The sequence below is a fragment of the Bifidobacterium choerinum genome, assembly GCF_002761235.1.
In the GTDB taxonomy this organism is placed as follows: domain Bacteria; phylum Actinomycetota; class Actinomycetes; order Actinomycetales; family Bifidobacteriaceae; genus Bifidobacterium; species Bifidobacterium choerinum.
Genome location: NZ_CP018044.1, coordinates 2,139,482 through 2,156,225, shown reverse-complemented (window position 1 = coordinate 2,156,225; position 16,744 = coordinate 2,139,482). Strand labels below are relative to the sequence as shown.

General features: G+C 66.5%; 14 protein-coding genes. 10 read left to right on the top strand and 4 right to left on the bottom strand.

The features are described 5' to 3' along the window. Window positions 1–16 precede the first annotated feature (16 nt). The 3 genes from BcFMB_RS08935 to BcFMB_RS09650 all read right to left on the bottom strand — a co-directional run bounded on the left by BcFMB_RS08935 (window position 17) and on the right by BcFMB_RS09650 (window position 4,240). Window positions 17–2,851, bottom strand: a complete 2,835-nt coding sequence (locus BcFMB_RS08935; RefSeq protein WP_099721600.1) for an ABC transporter permease — start codon at window positions 2,849–2,851, stop codon at window positions 17–19. Window positions 2,852–2,858: 7 nt separating this feature from the next. After that, a complete protein-coding gene (locus tag BcFMB_RS08930) occupies window positions 2,859–3,644 on the bottom strand; it encodes an ABC transporter ATP-binding protein (protein ID WP_099721599.1) in 786 nt (261 codons plus the stop codon). Window positions 3,645–4,027: 383 nt separating this feature from the next. Further along, window positions 4,028–4,240, bottom strand: coding sequence for a hypothetical protein (locus BcFMB_RS09650; RefSeq protein WP_157775243.1), 213 nt, complete (start codon window positions 4,238–4,240; stop codon window positions 4,028–4,030). Window positions 4,241–4,291: 51 nt separating this feature from the next. Between BcFMB_RS09650 and BcFMB_RS08925 the strand changes: the two genes are divergently transcribed. Together BcFMB_RS08925 and BcFMB_RS08920 are read left to right on the top strand one after the other, a co-directional pair. Next, on the top strand, window positions 4,292–5,209 hold the full coding sequence (locus BcFMB_RS08925) for a tyrosine recombinase XerC (RefSeq protein ID WP_024540576.1): 918 nt from the start codon (window positions 4,292–4,294) through the stop codon (window positions 5,207–5,209). Window positions 5,210–5,568: 359 nt separating this feature from the next. Then, entirely contained in the window at window positions 5,569–7,194 is a 1,626-nt protein-coding gene (locus BcFMB_RS08920) for a peptide ABC transporter substrate-binding protein (RefSeq protein ID WP_099721598.1), read from the top strand. Window positions 7,195–7,347: 153 nt separating this feature from the next. Here BcFMB_RS08920 and BcFMB_RS08915 read toward each other — a convergent pair whose 3' ends face one another. After that, window positions 7,348–7,635, bottom strand: coding sequence for a hypothetical protein (locus tag BcFMB_RS08915; protein ID WP_099721597.1), 288 nt, complete (start codon window positions 7,633–7,635; stop codon window positions 7,348–7,350). A 90-nt stretch (window positions 7,636–7,725) separates the two neighbouring features. Between BcFMB_RS08915 and BcFMB_RS08910 the strand changes: the two genes are divergently transcribed. The 8 genes from BcFMB_RS08910 (at window position 7,726) to BcFMB_RS08875 (ending at window position 16,611) form a co-directional block, all read left to right on the top strand. Then, window positions 7,726–8,652, top strand: coding sequence for an ABC transporter permease (locus tag BcFMB_RS08910; RefSeq protein ID WP_024540573.1), 927 nt, complete (start codon window positions 7,726–7,728; stop codon window positions 8,650–8,652). Between the two features lie 14 nt (window positions 8,653–8,666). Continuing rightward, window positions 8,667–9,620, top strand: a complete 954-nt coding sequence (locus tag BcFMB_RS08905; protein WP_024540572.1) for an ABC transporter permease — start codon at window positions 8,667–8,669, stop codon at window positions 9,618–9,620. Window positions 9,621–9,640: 20 nt separating this feature from the next. After that, window positions 9,641–11,656: a dipeptide ABC transporter ATP-binding protein gene (locus BcFMB_RS08900; protein ID WP_099721596.1), complete on the top strand. Its 2,016-nt coding sequence runs from the start codon at window positions 9,641–9,643 to the stop codon at window positions 11,654–11,656. 121 nt (window positions 11,657–11,777) lie between these two features. Next, window positions 11,778–12,638, top strand: a complete 861-nt coding sequence (locus BcFMB_RS08895; protein ID WP_024540570.1) for an exodeoxyribonuclease III — start codon at window positions 11,778–11,780, stop codon at window positions 12,636–12,638. A 182-nt stretch (window positions 12,639–12,820) separates the two neighbouring features. Then, on the top strand, window positions 12,821–13,807 hold the full coding sequence (locus tag BcFMB_RS08890; protein ID WP_099721595.1) for a DUF3710 domain-containing protein: 987 nt from the start codon (window positions 12,821–12,823) through the stop codon (window positions 13,805–13,807). A 4-nt stretch (window positions 13,808–13,811) separates the two neighbouring features. Beyond that, on the top strand, window positions 13,812–14,615 hold the full coding sequence (locus BcFMB_RS08885; RefSeq protein ID WP_099721778.1) for a DUF3159 domain-containing protein: 804 nt from the start codon (window positions 13,812–13,814) through the stop codon (window positions 14,613–14,615). Then, the gene (locus BcFMB_RS08880; protein WP_232513802.1) at window positions 14,599–15,210 is read left to right on the top strand and encodes a type 1 periplasmic-binding domain-containing protein; all 612 of its coding nucleotides are present in this window, start codon (window positions 14,599–14,601) and stop codon (window positions 15,208–15,210) included. Before BcFMB_RS08885 ends, BcFMB_RS08880 begins: the two co-directional genes overlap by 17 nt. Window positions 15,211–15,291: 81 nt before the next feature. Next, on the top strand, window positions 15,292–16,611 hold the full coding sequence (locus BcFMB_RS08875; protein WP_099721593.1) for a class I SAM-dependent RNA methyltransferase: 1,320 nt from the start codon (window positions 15,292–15,294) through the stop codon (window positions 16,609–16,611). Window positions 16,612–16,744: the final 133 nt, after the last annotated feature.

Genomic DNA, 16,744 nt, shown 5'->3' with positions numbered 1-16,744 from the left:
CGTCGTACGTTTCGGGTCACTCGCTCGCGACGGCGTCGAGCACCGGCTGCTTGAGCGCGCGGTGCGCAGGCGAGATGCTGGCGACGAGGCCGACGACGATCGCGACGACGAGGAACAGCACGAGCTGGCCCCACGGGATCGTCAGCGTCGTCAGGCCCTGCTCCTCGTAGGCGACGCGGATGACGACGCCCGCCGCGACGCCGACGACGATGCCGACGAGCGTGCCGAACACCGACAGGATGACCGCCTCGATCGCGAGCATGCCGCGCACCTGGCCGTTCGACGTGCCGATCGCGCGCAGCAGTCCGATCTCCTTCGTGCGTTCGGAGACGTTGAGCGCCAACGTGTTGACAATGCCGAAGATCGCGATGACGATCGACAGCGCGAGCAGCGCGTAGATGATCGCGAGCATCGAGTCGATCATCGAGCTCATCGACGACTTGAACTCGTCGCGCGTGAGGATCGAGACCGTGTAGAACGGCTTCGCGGTCTTCTTCAGGTCCTCGCCGAGCTTCGCGACGTCCGCGCCGGGTTTCGCCTGCACGTACATCTGCGTGATCATCATCATGTCCTCGTCCGTGAGTTTCTCGGCCGTCGGCAACGAGACGAAGATGCTGTCCGCATACAGCGCATCGTCGATGATTGCACCGATCGTGACCTTCGCCGTCTTCGTCTCGGTCTTCGTCCTGACGAACTGCTTCGGGTCGACGTCCTGCCCCTGCCTGACGACGTCCTCGGCCTGTCTCGCCTTGGCCTGGGCGCCCGCGGCGTCGCCGGCCGCGGCGAGGCTCTGCGCCTCGCGCTGCAGCGCCGTCGCCTGCTCCTCGATCTTCTTCCGGTACGCCTCCGAGGCCTGCTTCGTGGCCGCCTCGTCGACGCTCGTGTTCTCCGATTCGAGATCGATGACGTCGCCGATCTTCCAATGCTCGTCGTCGGCGACCATGCGGCCGACGGCGACCTGTCCGTCGTCGATCGCCGTCGCGGCGTCGCCGTCCTGCTTTTCGATCGGAGCGAGCCTCGTGAGCAGGTCGGACTTGACGGCGGCCGTCATGACGTCCTTCGCCGCGTTCGTCACCTTCACCGTCGGCAGCATGTACACGGCCGACGATGCGCCGACGCCTTCGGTCTTCTCGATCGCGTCGACGGCCTTCGTGGAGATCGGCTGCGTCATGCTCGCCGTCATCGCCACGTAGTCGGCGTTGACGTTGTTGTCGACGAGATTGCTCACCGAGGTCTTCATCGACGACGCGACGACGCCGAGGCAGCTGACAATCGCGATGCCGACGAACAGCGCGGCCGCCGTGTTCGCGGTGCGCCGCTTCGCGCGGCCGATGTTGCGCGTCGCGAGCTTGCCGGTGACCGGGAACAGCTTCTCGGGAATCCACCCGAGCACCTTCGCCGACGGGGCGACGAAGGCCGGCGCGCAGACGATCGCGCCGATGATGATGAAGGCCGCGCCCAGACCGAGCGTCCAGCCGGAGCCGAGGTCCTTGAGCCAGGCCCAGTCGACGCGCTTGTCGGCGTCGAGGTAGCACAGCGTCCACCAGGCGGCGCCGACGACGACCATCGCCGCACCGATCCAGCCGCGCGTCCTGACCGGCTTCTCCGGGTTGACGGTCTCGTTCATCGCCTGGATCGGCGGCGCCGTCGCGGCCGTCTTCGCCGGCAGCGTCGCACCAACGATCGTGACGACGACGCCGACGATCAGGCCGATGACGACGTCGGTCGCCGACGGGGCGGGGGAGCCGGACAGCGGCATGCCGCTGCTCGTCATGCCCTTGGCGATGAGCTCGAGCAGACCCCAGCCGAGCAGCACGCCGATGCCGGAGCCGACGAGGCCGAGGATGACGGCCTGCACGAGGACGCTCGCGAAGACCTGCAGCGGCGAGGCGCCGACCGAGCGCAGCAGCGCGTAGCCGCGCATGGATTCGCGCACGATCATCGTGAAGGTGTTCGCGATGATGAACGCGCCGACGAACAATGCGATCGCCGCGAAGATCAGGATCAGCGGCTGGATGAAGCCGAGCTGGTCCTGGATGCTCTTCGTCGCGTCGTCGCGCACCGAGTCTCCGGTGACGGCGTGCGCGTCGGCGCTCTTCGGCAGCTCCTTGTTGATGCGGTCGGCGAGCCGCTGCTGCGCCTCGGCATCGAGCGGCGTCGACTTGTCGCCGTAGACGCCGATGAACTGGACGCTCGACGTGTCCTCGCCCTCCTGCTGCAACGTATGCTCGACGAAGCTCGGCGGTGCGAGGATCAGGATCGCGCCGAGCTGCGTCGACGGCGACGTGAAGACGCCGGAGACGGTCTTCTCGTGCGCCTCGCCGTCGACGACGATCTTCGCCGTGTCGCCGGTCTTCAGCCCGGCCTTGCCGGCCGTGTCCTCGAGCAACGCGATCTCGTCGTCCGTTTGCGGGTAGCCGCCGGAGACGAAGTGCGCCGAACGCCACGGATCCTGCTCGTCGACGCCGATGACGAGCGTCGGTGCGCCGACCGTCGCCATCGCGTCGCCGTTGTGGTCGAGCAGCACGACGTTGCTCAGCTGATGCGTCGCGTCGGCGCTGACGACGCCGTCGACCTTCTCGATGTCGGCGATGACGTCGGTGCTGATCTCGTTGTAGGTGCTGTTGTATTCGGCGAAGCCGTCCTCGCCGTCCTGTTTCTGCTCGGTGGCGCCGCGCACGTAGACGTCGGCGTCCGAGTTCGATCCCATCATCTGCGCGACCTGGTCGTTGAGCATCTCGCGGAAGCAGAACGAGCCGACGACGAAGGCGACGCCGAGCGCGATCGCGATGATCGACATGATGAAGCGGCGGAAATGGGCCCTGGTGTCTCGTAGACCTATGCGGAACATCGTTGGCTCAGTCCTCCTTGGTGGTCACGGGCTCGACGTCGACCGGGCCGTTGTCCGGGTCGTCGTGCTCGGCGAAGACGGCGAGGATGTCGTCGTAGGTCGGATGGTCCATGTCCTGCGTGATCGAGCCGTCGGACAATACGAGCACGCGGTCGGCGAAGCTCGCGGCGCGCGGGTCGTGCGTCACCATGACGATCGACTGCCCGTAGTCGCGCACGCACTGGCGCAGGAACCCGAGCACCTCGCGGCTCGAACGCGAGTCGAGGTTGCCGGTCGGCTCGTCGGCGAAGATGACGCTCGGACGCTCCATCATCGCGCGGGCGCAGGCGACGCGCTGCTGCTGGCCGCCCGAAAGCTGGCTCGGGCGGTGATCGAGGCGGTTTTCAAGGCCGACGACGGAGACGACCTTGTCGAACCAGTCGCGGTCGATCGGACGGTGCGCGATCTGCAACGGCAGCAGGATGTTCTCCTCGGCCGTCAATGTCGGCACGAGGTTGAAGGACTGGAAGATGAAGCCGATCTCCTTGCGTCGCAGCTGCGTGAGCTGCTTCTGGTTCATCGACGAGACCTCGAGGTCCTCGACGAGGACCTCGCCGCTCGTCGGCACGTCGAGGCCGGCCATGCAGTGCATCAGCGTCGACTTGCCCGAGCCCGACGGGCCCATGATCGCCGTGAGTTCGCCGCGTCGGAAGTCGACGCTGACGTGGTCGAGCGCCGTCACCTGGCTGTCGGTGTCGCCGTAGGTCTTATACAGATCGACCGCCCTGGCGACGATCGGGTCGGTTTTCGGCATGGTGGCGCCTGTTGATTTCCTGTTCATGTGAACCTTTCGCGTGTATGTTCGTGCAATCGCGCATGGATGCGCAAGTTCGCGCGGGGGCCATGCGCCCGATGTCGTTACCCGGTCCCCAATTATCCGCCGCCGCGCATGCGCGGGGCCGTGACCGCCGTCACGATATGCGATGCCGTTCGGCGTCGCATATGACAACGGTCACCGTGCGGCCCTGCCGCCGCGGCGTCCGTCCATATCGGAACGGGGGGCGGATCTCCACGACCGAAGCGTATCGTGCCGGACGGCGTCGGAGATCGGAATGTCCATTTTCCCGGACCGATCTCCTGTCCGCCGCCGTGGCCACGTCGCGGGCCGCTTGCCTTCCACTATCGCCGACATCGGCTTCACAGTCCGCCATCTTGCGGTTGCATCGGGCGCAAACGCAGGTAACCATGCGTTGCATCGGCGTCGTTCCAGCGATTGTCCGGCATCCGCGCCGCCATGTCGATGATGTATCGAATCTCACGATGCGAGACCGGGGCGGTTGCGCGTCCCAATTGCGCGACCGCCCCGGCGACGTCGGCGCCGATAGCGTGCGGGCGGTAGAGTGGTCGCACGGCGGCGACGGGACGGCCGGGCTGTGACGGAACGGACGAGGGAGCGGGACGATGGCGGATGCGCGACGGATGGTCGAGGAATACATGGGGTATCTGCGCGGCGCGAGGGGGCTGAGCGAGCATACGGTGGCCGCCTACCGCTCCGACCTGCTCGCCTGCGTCGACGTGCTCGCCTCCTTCGGGAGGACGTCGCTCGACGACGTGACGCTCGACGATCTGCGGATGTGGATGGCGCATGATGCGAAACGGATTGCGAAGAGCAGCCTCGCGCGCCGGACGATCGCCGTGCGCGGGTTCTTCGCGTGGGCGCAGCGGCACGGCCGTCTTGCGCACGACCCGGCCGCCTCGCTGAGCACGCCGAAGCTGTCGAAGACGCTGCCCGCCGTGCTCAACGAGACGCAGGCAGAGGCGCTGATGGACACGGCCGACATGGAGCCGTCGGACGAGCGCGACCCGCATCGGCATGCGCTCGCGCTGCGCGACTGCGCGATGCTCGAGGTGCTTTACGCGACCGGCATCCGCGTCGCCGAGCTCGTGTCGATGGATCTGGACAGCGTGCGCTACGGCAACCGCACGATCACCGTCACCGGCAAGGGGAACAAGCAGCGCGTCGTGCCCTTCGGCGCGCCGGCGCAGCGCGCGCTCGAGCAGTGGACGGGCGAGGGCAGGCCGCGTCTGGCGAACGCGCGTTCGGGAAGCGCGTTGTTCCTCGGCGCGCGCGGCGGCCGCGTCGACCAGCGCGTCGTGCGCGGCGTCGTCCACCGCGAGGCGGCGCGCGCCGGCGTCCCCGACATCTCGCCGCATGCGTTGCGCCACAGCGCGGCGACGCATATGCTCGACGGCGGCGCCGACCTGCGCGAGGTGCAGGAGATGCTCGGACATGCATCGCTGCAGACGACGCAGCGCTACACGCATGTCTCGATCGAACAGCTCAAGGCGCGCTACGCGCAGGCCTTCCCGCGCGCATAGGCGGATGCGGTTTCACGTAGTGAGAACGCTATGGGGCATCGCCGCGATGTCGTCGCGAGCGGACTGCAAACGCTCGCAGCGCCGCGACAATCGACGAAACGGTGGGGCGGGTGCGGGCTAACCCATTGCAGCGGCGCCGTTCCGCGGCGGAATCGAGCATCGCCTGCGCCGGCGGGGGAGTCGCTCGGAGCGACGATCGGGCCGTTGGCGCTGACAGCGTTATCGTCTCAGGTGGTTGCGTGGCTGTGGCACAATGGGTAGTTAATCGGCGATGGGGTCGGAACTCGAACGGTTTCGGCCCCATCGTTTTCGGCGGGGCTCGCCCCGCCGTCCGATCTCAAGGAAAAAGGAGTAATCCCATGAAGAAGAAGGCAATCGCCGTCGTCGCAGGTGCCTGCGCCCTCGGCATGCTGCTCGGCGGCTGCGGCGCAGCGGGCGACTCGTCGAACGCCGGCGGCAACGTCATCACCGCCTACAACTCGGAGCCGCAGAACGCGCTGATCCCGGGCAACACGAACGAGACCGGCGGCGGCAAGGTCGGTCAGCTGCTCTTCGCGAACCTCGTGCGCTACGATTCGAAGGGCGACACGAAGATGGAGGTCGCCGAATCGATCGAGCCGAACAAGGACGCGACCCAGTACACCGTCAAGCTCAAGGACGGCTGGAAGTTCACCGACGGCACGCCGGTGACGGCCGAGTCCTTCACGAAGTCGTGGAGCTACACGGCGAACGCGAAGAACGCGCAGAAGTGCTCGTCGTTCTTCAGCATGATCAAGGGCTATGACGATCTGCAGAAGGACGGCCTCAAGGGCGACGAGCAGCTCTCGGGCCTCAAGGTCATCGACGACAAGACCTTCACCATCGACCTCGACCAGCAGGATTCGGTCTTCCCGATCAAGGTCGGCTATCTGGCCTTCGCGCCGCTTCCGGAATCCTTCTACAAGGATCCGAAGGCCTTCGGCGAGAAGCCGGTCGGCAACGGCATGTACAAGTTCGACAAGTGGGACCACAACTCGCAGATCGTGCTGACGAAGAACGCCGACTACAAGGGCGAGGAACAGCCGAAGAACGACGGCGTCACCTTTAAGATCTACACGTCGCCGGATTCGGCCTACGCGGACGTGCAGGCCGGCAATCTCGACGTCATGGACACGGTCCCGGCCGCCGACACGAAGACCTTCGAGAAGGATCCGTCGGTCGAGGCCTACAACAAGGCCGGTTCGGTCATTCAGACCTTCACGATCCCGGCGAACATGAAGCATTGGGAGACCAACACCGAGGAAGGCCAGCTGCGCCGCCAGGCGCTGTCGATGGCGATCGACCGCCAGCAGATCGTCGACAAGGTGCTCAACGGCGTCGGCACGCCGGCCACCGACTTCACGGCGCCGGTCATCCCGGGCTATTCGAAGGACCTCAAGAACGGCAAGTACCTCAAGGCCAATCCGACTGAGGCGAAGAAGCTGTGGGCCAAGGCCGAAGCCATCGCCAAGTGGGACGGCACGCTCACCTTCTCGTTCAACGCCGACGGCGGCGCGCAGCCGATCTTTGACGCGGTCGTCAACCAGGTGAAGAACACCCTCGGCATCAAGGCCGCGACGAACCCGATGCCGACCTTCCAGGAGTTCCGCAACGCGGTCTCCGACCGCAAGATCGACGGAGCGTTCCGCACCGGCTGGCAGCCGGACTACCCGTCGGCCGAGAACTACCTGTATCAGCTCTATGATTCGGACGCGGCCGACGGCAACGGCTCGAACGACGGCGACTACAAGAACGCCGAGGTCGACGAGCTGCTGAGCAAGGCCGCCGCCGCGACGAACACCGACGAGCAGATCGACCTGTATCACCAGACCGAGGAGATCCTGCTCGAGCAGCTGCCGGCCGTCCCACTGTACTACTCGAACGCGGACGGCGTCGCCGCCAAGGGCGTCAAGGGCTTCGAGATGGACTGGCAGAACCAGCCGATCTACGAGAACATGACGAAGTGAGCCGGCGCGGGACGTCGAACGGGTGAGGCCGTTCGGTGCCGCGACACTGCATGAGGAAGGGCTCCGGAACCATCGAGGTTCCGGAGCCCTTCCTCATATCCGTTCCTCATATCCGTTCCCGTCGTCGCGACGGCGACGTGCAGCGTTCGCCGCTCAGTCCCGCCCCGTCTCCTCGGATTGCTCGGATTCGTCGTCGAAGAACTCGATGCGGACGGTCACGGTCAGCTGTTCGTGCATGAGGTCCCCCTTCCGGTCACTTTTCGAATAAATGACCGGTTTAACGCCGTACTGCGTCCAGTCCGCCGCGATGCCCACAGTGTGGGACGCGGTGCGGTGGAAGGAATCGGCGCGAATCGGCGCCTGGGCGCGCCGTTCGCTCAGAACGTGGGCAAAACGGCCGTGGAAACGGCAAAAGAGGGGCGAATCCGTCCGGTAAGTCAAGTCATGCGGTAGACTTACTGGATACCGCGACCGCGAGCGGCATGACGCGTCATGCCCTGATGCGGTCTGTAAGACAACAAGGAGCAACCAATGGGCAAATATCTTCTGCGCCGCATCCTGCAGATGATCCCCGTGGTTCTCGGTACGACACTGTTGGTGTATGCGCTCGTCTTCGCACTCCCGGGTGACCCGGTCAAGGCGATGTTCGGAGACAAGCCCGTCAATGAAGCCGTCGCTGCCCAGATCCGCGCCGAATACAATCTGGACAAGCCGTTCATCGTGCAGTACCTGCTGTTCCTGAAGAACGCGCTGAGCCTCAACTTCGGCGAGACCTTCGCCGGACAGCCCGTCATCGCGGAGATCGGGCGCGCGTTCCCGGTCACGATCAAGCTCGCGTTGATGGCGTTCTGCTTCGAGGCGATCTTCGGCTGCGTGTTCGGCGTCATCTCCGGCCTGAAGAAGGGCAAGTGGTACGACTCGGTCATCCTGATCGTCTCGCTGCTGCTGATCTCGGTGCCGACCTTCGTCACCGGCTTCCTCGGACAGTACCTCCTCGGCGTCAAATGGCGCATCCTACCGGTGACCGCCGGCTCGAACCCCGGATTCCTCGACCTGCTGATGCCCGCGATGGTGCTCGGCTCGGTCTCGATGGCGTACATCATCCGACTGGCGCGTTCCGAGGTCTCGTCGAACATCGCGATGGACTATGTGCGCACCGCGCGTGCGAAGGGCATGAGCAACACGGCCGTCACCTTCCGCCACATCCTGCGCAACTCGATGATCCCGGTCGTCACCTATCTGGGCCAGGACCTCGGCGCGCTGATGGGCGGCGCGATGATCACCGAACAGATCTTCAACATCCACGGCGTCGGATTCCTCACCTACCAGAGCATCCTCAAGGGTGAGGCGAACATGGTCGTCTCGGTCGTCACGCTGCTCACGCTCGTGTTCGTCGTGTGCAACCTGCTGGTCGATCTGCTGTACGCGGCGCTTGATCCGCGCATCCGCTACGCGTGAGGGAGAGTAGGACAATGACAGACATCACGAAACCGCTGCCGGGCCAGGAACGCTACGTCGCGCCGCTCGACGAGACGCCGCTGCAGACCGTGGACACGGTCGACGAATCGGCCCCCGCGACGAGCATGTGGGCGGACGCATGGCGCACGCTGCGCAAGAACCCGCTGTTCATCATCTCGGGCATCCTCATCATCTGCATCGTCTTCGTCGCGCTCTTCCCGGGCGTCTTCACGAAGAACGACCCGAACTACTGCAACCTCGACAATTCGCTCGAACCGTCCAGACCGGGCCATCCGTTCGGATTCGACCTGCAGGGATGCGACGTCTACTCGCGCGTCGTCTACGGCACGCGCACGTCGTTGAGCGTCGGCATCCTGACGACGCTCATCGTCGTCGCCGTCGGCACGCTCATCGGCGCCGTCGCCGGCTTCTTCGGCGGCTGGGTCGATGCGGTCCTCAGCCGCATCGTCGACATCTTCATGGCGATTCCGATGCTGCTCGGCGCGATCGTCGTGCTGCAGATGTTCCGCACGGTCACGTCGATCTGGAAGGTCGTGCTCGTGCTCGCGCTCTTCGGCTGGGTCTCGACGGCGCGCATCGCGCGCGGCGCCGTGCTTTCGTCGAAGAACCTCGAGTTCAACACGGCGTCGACGGCGCTCGGTTCGACGCCGACGCGCAACCTGTTCCGCCACATCCTGCCGAACTCGGTCTCGCCGATCATCGTCATCGCGACGACGTCGCTCGGTTCGTACATCGTCTCCGAGGCGACGCTGAGCTTCCTCGGCATCGGCCTGCCGTCGACGACGGTCAGCTGGGGCGGCGACATCTCGAAGGCGCAGTCGATCCTGCGCACCGATCCGATGGTGCTGTTCTACCCGTCCGTCGCGCTTGCGATCACCGTGCTGGCGTTCATCATGATGGGCGACGCCGTCAAGGACGCGCTCGACCCGAAGAGCCGCACGGCCTGAGATTCCCGTAGGAGTAAGCAATGACAGAAGATACGAATATCGAGCAGAAGCTCGACGACCTGCAGCGTCAGGAGGGTCCGCTCCTCGAGGTCAAGGACCTGCAGGTCGACTTCACAACCGACGACGGCCGCGCCGTGCACGCGGTGCGCGATTCGTCGTTCAGCGTCTATCCGGGCCAGTGGGTCGCGATCGTCGGCGAATCCGGCTCCGGCAAGTCGACGTCGGCGATGGCCTGCCTCGGCCTGCTGCCGGGCACCGGCAAGGTCGTAGGCGGCTCGATCAAGCTCAACGGCACCGAGATCTCGCATTACACGCAGAAGCAGTTCGTCACCGTGCGCGGCTCGAAGATGGGCCTCGTGCCGCAGGACCCGATGAGCAACCTCAACCCGGTGTGGCGCATCGGCACGCAGGTCAAGGAGGCGCTCGTCGCGAACAACATGGACGTCGCGCATGAGAAGCGCTCCGAACTCGCGAAGGCGCTCGCCGACGCGGACATCGAGATCAAGAGCGAGGGCGACGAGACCTTCCTCGGCTCGAAGGAGCTGCCCGAGCTCATCGAGGCCGCCGAGCAGGCGCTCGTCAAGGTCGGCGTAACCGGCGACGCCCTCGAGAAGAAGATGGCGTACTTCCACTCCGAATGGGTCCCGGGCTCCGAGACCCGCTGGCGCGTCGCCGACGACCTGATCAAGGCCGGCGTCAAGGACGACGACGCCTGGTACATCGCGAAGAAGTACGTCCTCGGATCGACGATGAACGACCGCATCGCCGGCCTGCTCGACGAGGCGGGCCTGCCGGACGCGGCCGTGCGCGCACGCCAGTACCCGCACGAGTTCTCCGGCGGCATGCGCCAGCGCGCGCTCATCGCGATCGGCCTGGCGTGCCGCCCCGAGCTGCTCATCGCCGACGAGCCGACCTCGGCGCTCGACGTGACCGTGCAGAAGAGGATCCTCGACCATCTGCAGGGGCTCACCGATTCACTCGGCACGGCGGTGCTGTTCATCACGCACGACCTCGGCCTCGCCGCTGAGCGCGCGCAGCACATCGTCGTCATGTACAAGGGACAGGTCGTCGAATCCGGCCCGTCGCTCGAGGTGCTCCAGCACCCGCAGCATCCGTACACGAAGCGTCTCGTCGCCGCCGCCCCGTCGCTCGCCTCTCAGCGCATCGTCTCCGTCGAGGAGCGCGGCGACGACGCGAGCGCGCTGATGGAGCACAAGGTCAACGAGGATTCGCTCGAGCACGCCGACGTCGTCATCGACGTCGAGCATCTGACGAAGGAGTTCAAGCTCCCGCGCCGCAAGGAGATGTTCAAGGCCGTCGACGATGTCAGCTTCAAGGTCAAGCGAGGCACGACGCTCGCGATCGTCGGCGAGTCCGGCTCCGGCAAGTCGACGGTGGCGAACATGGTGCTCAAGCTGCTCAAGCCGACGAGCGGCACCGTCACCTACAACGGTCAGGACATCAGCCAGTTCAAGGGCAAGTCGCTGCTCGACTTCCGCAGGCACGTGCAGCCGGTGTTCCAGAACCCCTACGGCTCGCTCGACCCGATGTACTCGATCTTCCGTTCGATCGAGGAGCCGCTGCGCATCCACGGCATCGGCGACAAGACGAGCCGTGCGGTGCGCGTGCGCGAGTTGCTCGACATGGTCGAGCTGCCCGAATCGGTCATGCAGCGCTACCCGAACGAGCTGTCCGGCGGCCAGCGCCAGCGCATCGCGATCGCGCGCGCAATGGCGCTCAACCCGGACGTCATCGTCTGCGACGAGGCCGTGTCCGCGCTCGACGTGCTCGTGCAGGACCAGGTGCTCCATCTGCTCAACGACCTGCAGACGAAGAACGGGCTGAGCTACCTGTTTATCACGCACGACCTGGCCGTCGTGCGCCAGATCGCCGACGACGTCGTCGTCATGCAGCACGGCAGGCTCGTCGAGCACGGCACGACCGACGAGGTCTTCCTGCACCCCAAGCAGCAGTATACGAAGGACCTGCTCGACGCGATCCCGGGCGGCAAGCTCGAACTCGGCCTCGACCTGTGAGGTCCGACGCTCCGTCGTCATGAAGGCGGCGCGCACCTTTTCCGGGGCGCGCCGCCTTCGCATATGCGCGCGCCGTGAAGCCGCTGGCGTCCGGGCAGGCACGCGGGTAGGCTCGTGAGCCATGACGATGACGATTACGACCTCGAACCTCAACGGCATCCGCGCCGCGAAACGCAAAGGCATGGAGAAGTGGCTCCTTCGGCACACGCCCGACGTGTGGTGCATGCAGGAGACGCGCGCCCCGCAGGACGTCCTCGACGAGATCTTCCAGGAGATCGGCGCCGACTACGTCGAGGCGGGGAAGGTGGGCAGTCCCGGCGACGTCCACGCGATCGACGACGTGTGCCGGATTAAGGGACGCGCCGGCGTCGGCCTCGTCAGCGTGCTGCCGATCGGCGACCCGCGCATCGGGCTGCCCGGACTCGACGAGGACGTCGACACCGGACGCTGGATCGAGACGGACGTGCACACCGCGCAGGGCTACACGGTGACCGTCGCATGCGTGTACGTGCACGCCGGCGGCGACGGCGACGACATCAAGGAGGTGCAGAAGTACCGCTTCCTCGACGCGATGACGGCGCGCATGGAGCAGCTGCGCGAGGAGGCCGCGCGCGGCGGCAGGCAGGCGGTCGTCTGCGGCGACTTCAACATCGCGCACCGGCCGATCGACCTGAAGAACGCGAAGGCGAACGAGACGACGCACGGCTTCCTGCCCGCCGAACGCGCGTACATCGACAAATGGCTCGACGAGATGGAGTACGTCGACGTCATGCGCGACCTCGCCGGCGACATCCAGGGGCCGTACACGTGGTGGAGCCAGCGCGGGCGCGCCTTCGACAACGATGCCGGCTGGCGCCTCGACTACCAGTTCGCGACGCCGGAGCTCGCGCAGACGGCCCGCGGATTCGTCGTCGACCGCGCCGAGGAATGGTACAAGCGCTGGTCCGACCATGCGCCGCTGAGCATCACCTACGACGTGTGAGCGGCGCCGGAGCGTACGGCCGCGGACGGCTTATGGAAAGGTCGTGACGGAACACGGCGCTCTCCGGCGCGTTCCACCACGCCCGTGCTAGGCTAGTGGCGGTAAATCATGGGCGTGCCGCGTCTTGGGCGAGGACGTCGACGGCATAGGCACGCGCACAGCAGACAGGAGACGAGGCACAGATGGGACTGTTCGGATTCGGCAGGAAGAAGAAGGAGAGGGCAGCGGCGAAGGAACGCGAGGAACGTCTCGCGCAGGCCGTCGCCTCCCAGACCGAGGACGTCGCGAAGGAGGACGCCGACGATATCGACGTCACCGCCGCCGAGCAGCCTGGCCATGACCGCGAGGTCGCCGACGAGGAGCGCGCCGCCGAGGCGAAGGCCGTGCGCGACGACGAGTCCGAGGGCCTGCCGGAGGCCGCCGACGCCGAGGACGGCGACGAGGCGCTCGCGGTGCCGACCGAGGCGGTCATGGACTATCAGGGCCGCGGCGAGCAGTTCGGCCCGTGGGACATCAGCGAGGACAACGGCCCCGACTACGACGAATACCTGTCGCTTGGCTCCTTCTACATCCCGTTCGTGCAGGGCATCCAGCTGCGCCTCAAGGCGAGCAAGGCGGACAACACATTGCTCGGCGCGACGGTGACGATCGGACGCTCGAGCCTCGAGCTCGAGGCCTTCGCGGCGCCCAAGACGATGGGACTGTGGGACGACGTGCGCGACGACCTCGTCGCCGCGAACCCGGCAGCCAAGGTGGAGCCCGGCATCTTCGGCGCCGAAGTGCGCCTGCCGATCCAGCTGCCGAACGGCAAGAAGCACATCACGCGCATCGTCGGCGTCGACGGCCCGCGCTGGATGCTGCGCGGCATCTTCTCCGGCCCCGCCGCCGACGATCCGGACAGCCCGGAGGCGAAGGTGCTCGACCGCTTCTTCTCGTACATCGTCGTCGACCGCGGCGAGGAGCCGCTTGCGCCGCGCGACCTGATCCCGATGGCGCAGCCGCTCACGCCGGGCGAACGCCGCGCGATGGCCGAGGCCGCCGACGGGGACGATACGGACGACGCGCCCGCCACGATCGACGGCAAGCCGACCGGCCCGATGAACTCCGACCACGAGGTGGAGCAGAAGACGACGCTCTCGCGCGGGCCGATGTTCTCCGAACTGCGCTGAGATGATGACGCAGCCACGCCAACGCACCGGGCTCGGTGCGCTCGCATCCTCCGACGGCGACGACTTCTCGGTCATCCAGGCGATCGGCGGCCCGCGCGGCGTCGTCGAATCGATGCTGCCGGGCGTCGTCTTCGTCGTCATGTTCATCGTCACGAGCGACCTCAAACTTACCGTCATCGTCTCCGCGGCGCTCGCGGCGGCGCAGGTCGTCGTGCGCTTGTGCCAGCGGCAGTCGGTCATGGGTGCGCTTTCGGGGCTCGTCGCCGTCGCGATCTGCTTGATATGGGCATGGAAGAGCGGCGAGGCGCGCAACTACTACATGTACGGCTTCATCACGAACGCCGTGTACATCGTCGTGCTGCTCGTCTCGCTGCTCGTCAAGGTGCCGGGCCTCGGCTTCCTGATCGAGTTCATCCGTTCGCTGCCGACCGAGCGTTTCCGCGCATGGCTCGACAGCTGGCGCTCCGACCGTGCGCTGATGCGCGCCTATACGATGATCACCTGGCTGTGGATAGGCGTGTTCGCGCTGCGTCTGGTCGTGCAGGTGCCGCTGTATCTGACCGACCGCGTCGGCTGGCTCGGCACGGCGCGGCTGCTGATGGGTATTCCGTTCTGGGCGCTCGCGATCTGGGTGTCCTATCTGATCGTGGCCGATCCGATGCACCGGCACAAGCAGCTCGAGCTCGCACGCGCCGAGCAGGAGGGTGAACGGGAGGCCGAGGCGCGCGACGGCGATACGAATGACGGTCATGCGAACGATGGCGATACGCAGGGCGGCCGGACGGACGATCATGGGACGGGGGCCTGACATGGGCAACGGCATCATCCTCAAGGTGGCGGTGGGCGTGTGCTGTGCGCTCGCCGTCTTCGCGCTCGCCTCATGCGCGCCGAAGAACGCCGCCGTCGGCGACACCGGATCGTCGAGCACCGACGCCCCGGCGCATGTCGATTCGCCGGGCGAGACGCAGACCGTCGCGATCGTCGGCTCCGCGAACGGCGCGGACGGCCTCGTCGAGGAGGCGTTGGACGCCGACGGCTACAAGGTCGTCCTCACGCCGGTGACGGACGCGGACAGCATGACTGATACAGATGCTGCGACGGCCGCGCGCATCCAGGCGGTGCGCGACGCCGTCGGACGCAACGTGAGCCTGATCGTCATCGGCGAAGCGGACATGGCGCATCAGACCAAGCAGTGGCGTGAGGTGCTGCAGGCGGCGCGCAGCGCCGGCATCCCGGTCGTGCTGCTCAATCCGGTCGAGGCGCCGGACGACGCGACGCTGTTCGCCGCGACGTTCATCGTCAACGACCGCATGATGGATGCGACGCCGGTCGGCGAGGCGGCGCGCCGGGTCATCGAGGACGAGCCGCACGAGCGCGACATCGTCGTCATGACGCTGCACTGAGCGCGTCGGCATCACCACACGAACGCAGATACGAACGCAAGCAACGCGCGCCGTGCGCACGGCCGCGGGACAGGAGAGGGCATGGAAGCCACGGTGGACATCGAACGGTACGCGGATCAGGGACGATGCGTCGCGCACATCGACGGGCGCGTCGTCTTCGTGCGCTTCGCACTGCCCGGCGAACGCGTGAGGATCGCGCTCGACGAGCCGGCCGACCGCAAGGACCGTTTCTGGACCGGCGAGGTCTTCGAGGTGCTCGAGGCGAGCCCCGACCGCGTCGAGCCGGCATGGCCGCTCGCCGGACCGCTTGCGATGGGCGGCGGCGTCGGCGGCGCCGACCTCATCCACGTCTCGCTCGAAGGACAGGAACGCTGGAAGGAAGCCGCAGTCAAGGACGTCATGGCACGCCTCGGACACGTCGAACTCGACGAGGTGCCCGTCTACGCGATGCCCGGCGACGAGGAGGCGGGCGGCCTCAACTGGCGCACGCGCATCGAGATGATCACCGACGACGAGGGCAGGCCGTCGATGCACCGGCGCGGCAGCCATCTGCGCGTGCCGATCGATACGATGCCGCTCGCGACGCGCGCCGTGCTCGAGGCGGCCGCGATGAACGACGTCTGGGACGGTGCGCTGCCGGCGAACGCGCAGCTGCGCGTCGCCGTGCCCGAACCGCGCGTCGACGCCGCCGACGTCGCGACGCCCGAGGCGCTGCGCCGCGCGATCGGCGACAACTACGCCGTCATCGTCGACGGCAAGGTGCGCCACGGCAGCCGCAACCTCACCGAACGCATCACCGTCGACGGCCGCGAGTTCACGTACACGGTCGACGCCGCCGGCTTCTGGCAGATGCACCGCGAGGCGCCGCAGGTGCTGCCGCAGTACGTCGTCGACCAGATCCGCGAGGCGATGGACGGCCGCGCGCCGCGCAACGGGCGCAACCTCGTCATCTGGGACCTGTATTCGGGCTCCGGCTTGTTCACGTTGCCGCTCGCGACGCTGATCGACGACCATGCGAAGCTCGTCAGCGTCGAAGGCGCGAAGACGGCCGTCGCGAACGCCCGCAGGAACCTCAAGAGCGCGGGCATCCACACGGTGCAGGCGTTGTGCGGCGACGTGCTCAAGACGCTCGAGAAAGACATCGATCCGCAGCGCGCGCACCCCGACATCGTCGTCCTCGACCCGCCGCGCGCGGGCGCGAAGGCGAAGGTGTGCACGAAGATCGCGAACTCCGGCGCGCCGATCGTCGTGTACATCGCGTGCGACCCGGCGTCGCTCGCGCGTGACACGGCGACGCTCACCCAGCATGGATATGCGCTCCATTCGATCGCCGCGTTCGACATCTACCCGATGACGCACCATGTTGAGACGGTAGCATTGATGTCAAGAGTCAGAGGCTAAGGGGTGAGAAAAGCCTTATTTTAAGCCATTCCTGCACACCTGACCTTTTTGCAAAAGGATGGTCCAACTAAGAAAAACTCTCTGGGGGAACTTATCGAACTGAGGTGGTGCCGATTTTTTGGACTCTTTGGTG

What these genes read in the sequence shown, in the direction of transcription:
- BcFMB_RS08935 (WP_099721600.1), bottom strand. Translation starts at nt 2,851, where the DNA reads ATGTTCCGCATAGGTCTACGAGACACCAGGGCCCATTTCCGCCGCTTC.
- BcFMB_RS08930 (WP_099721599.1), bottom strand. Translation starts at nt 3,644, where the DNA reads ATGCCGAAAACCGACCCGATCGTCGCCAGGGCGGTCGATCTGTATAAG.
- BcFMB_RS08925 (WP_024540576.1), top strand. Translation starts at nt 4,292, where the DNA reads ATGGCGGATGCGCGACGGATGGTCGAGGAATACATGGGGTATCTGCGC.
- BcFMB_RS08920 (WP_099721598.1), top strand. Translation starts at nt 5,569, where the DNA reads ATGAAGAAGAAGGCAATCGCCGTCGTCGCAGGTGCCTGCGCCCTCGGC.
- BcFMB_RS08910 (WP_024540573.1), top strand. Translation starts at nt 7,726, where the DNA reads ATGGGCAAATATCTTCTGCGCCGCATCCTGCAGATGATCCCCGTGGTT.
- BcFMB_RS08905 (WP_024540572.1), top strand. Translation starts at nt 8,667, where the DNA reads ATGACAGACATCACGAAACCGCTGCCGGGCCAGGAACGCTACGTCGCG.
- BcFMB_RS08900 (WP_099721596.1), top strand. Translation starts at nt 9,641, where the DNA reads ATGACAGAAGATACGAATATCGAGCAGAAGCTCGACGACCTGCAGCGT.
- BcFMB_RS08895 (WP_024540570.1), top strand. Translation starts at nt 11,778, where the DNA reads ATGACGATGACGATTACGACCTCGAACCTCAACGGCATCCGCGCCGCG.
- BcFMB_RS08890 (WP_099721595.1), top strand. Translation starts at nt 12,821, where the DNA reads ATGGGACTGTTCGGATTCGGCAGGAAGAAGAAGGAGAGGGCAGCGGCG.
- BcFMB_RS08885 (WP_099721778.1), top strand. Translation starts at nt 13,812, where the DNA reads ATGACGCAGCCACGCCAACGCACCGGGCTCGGTGCGCTCGCATCCTCC.
- BcFMB_RS08880 (WP_232513802.1), top strand. Translation starts at nt 14,599, where the DNA reads ATGGGACGGGGGCCTGACATGGGCAACGGCATCATCCTCAAGGTGGCG.
- BcFMB_RS08875 (WP_099721593.1), top strand. Translation starts at nt 15,292, where the DNA reads ATGGAAGCCACGGTGGACATCGAACGGTACGCGGATCAGGGACGATGC.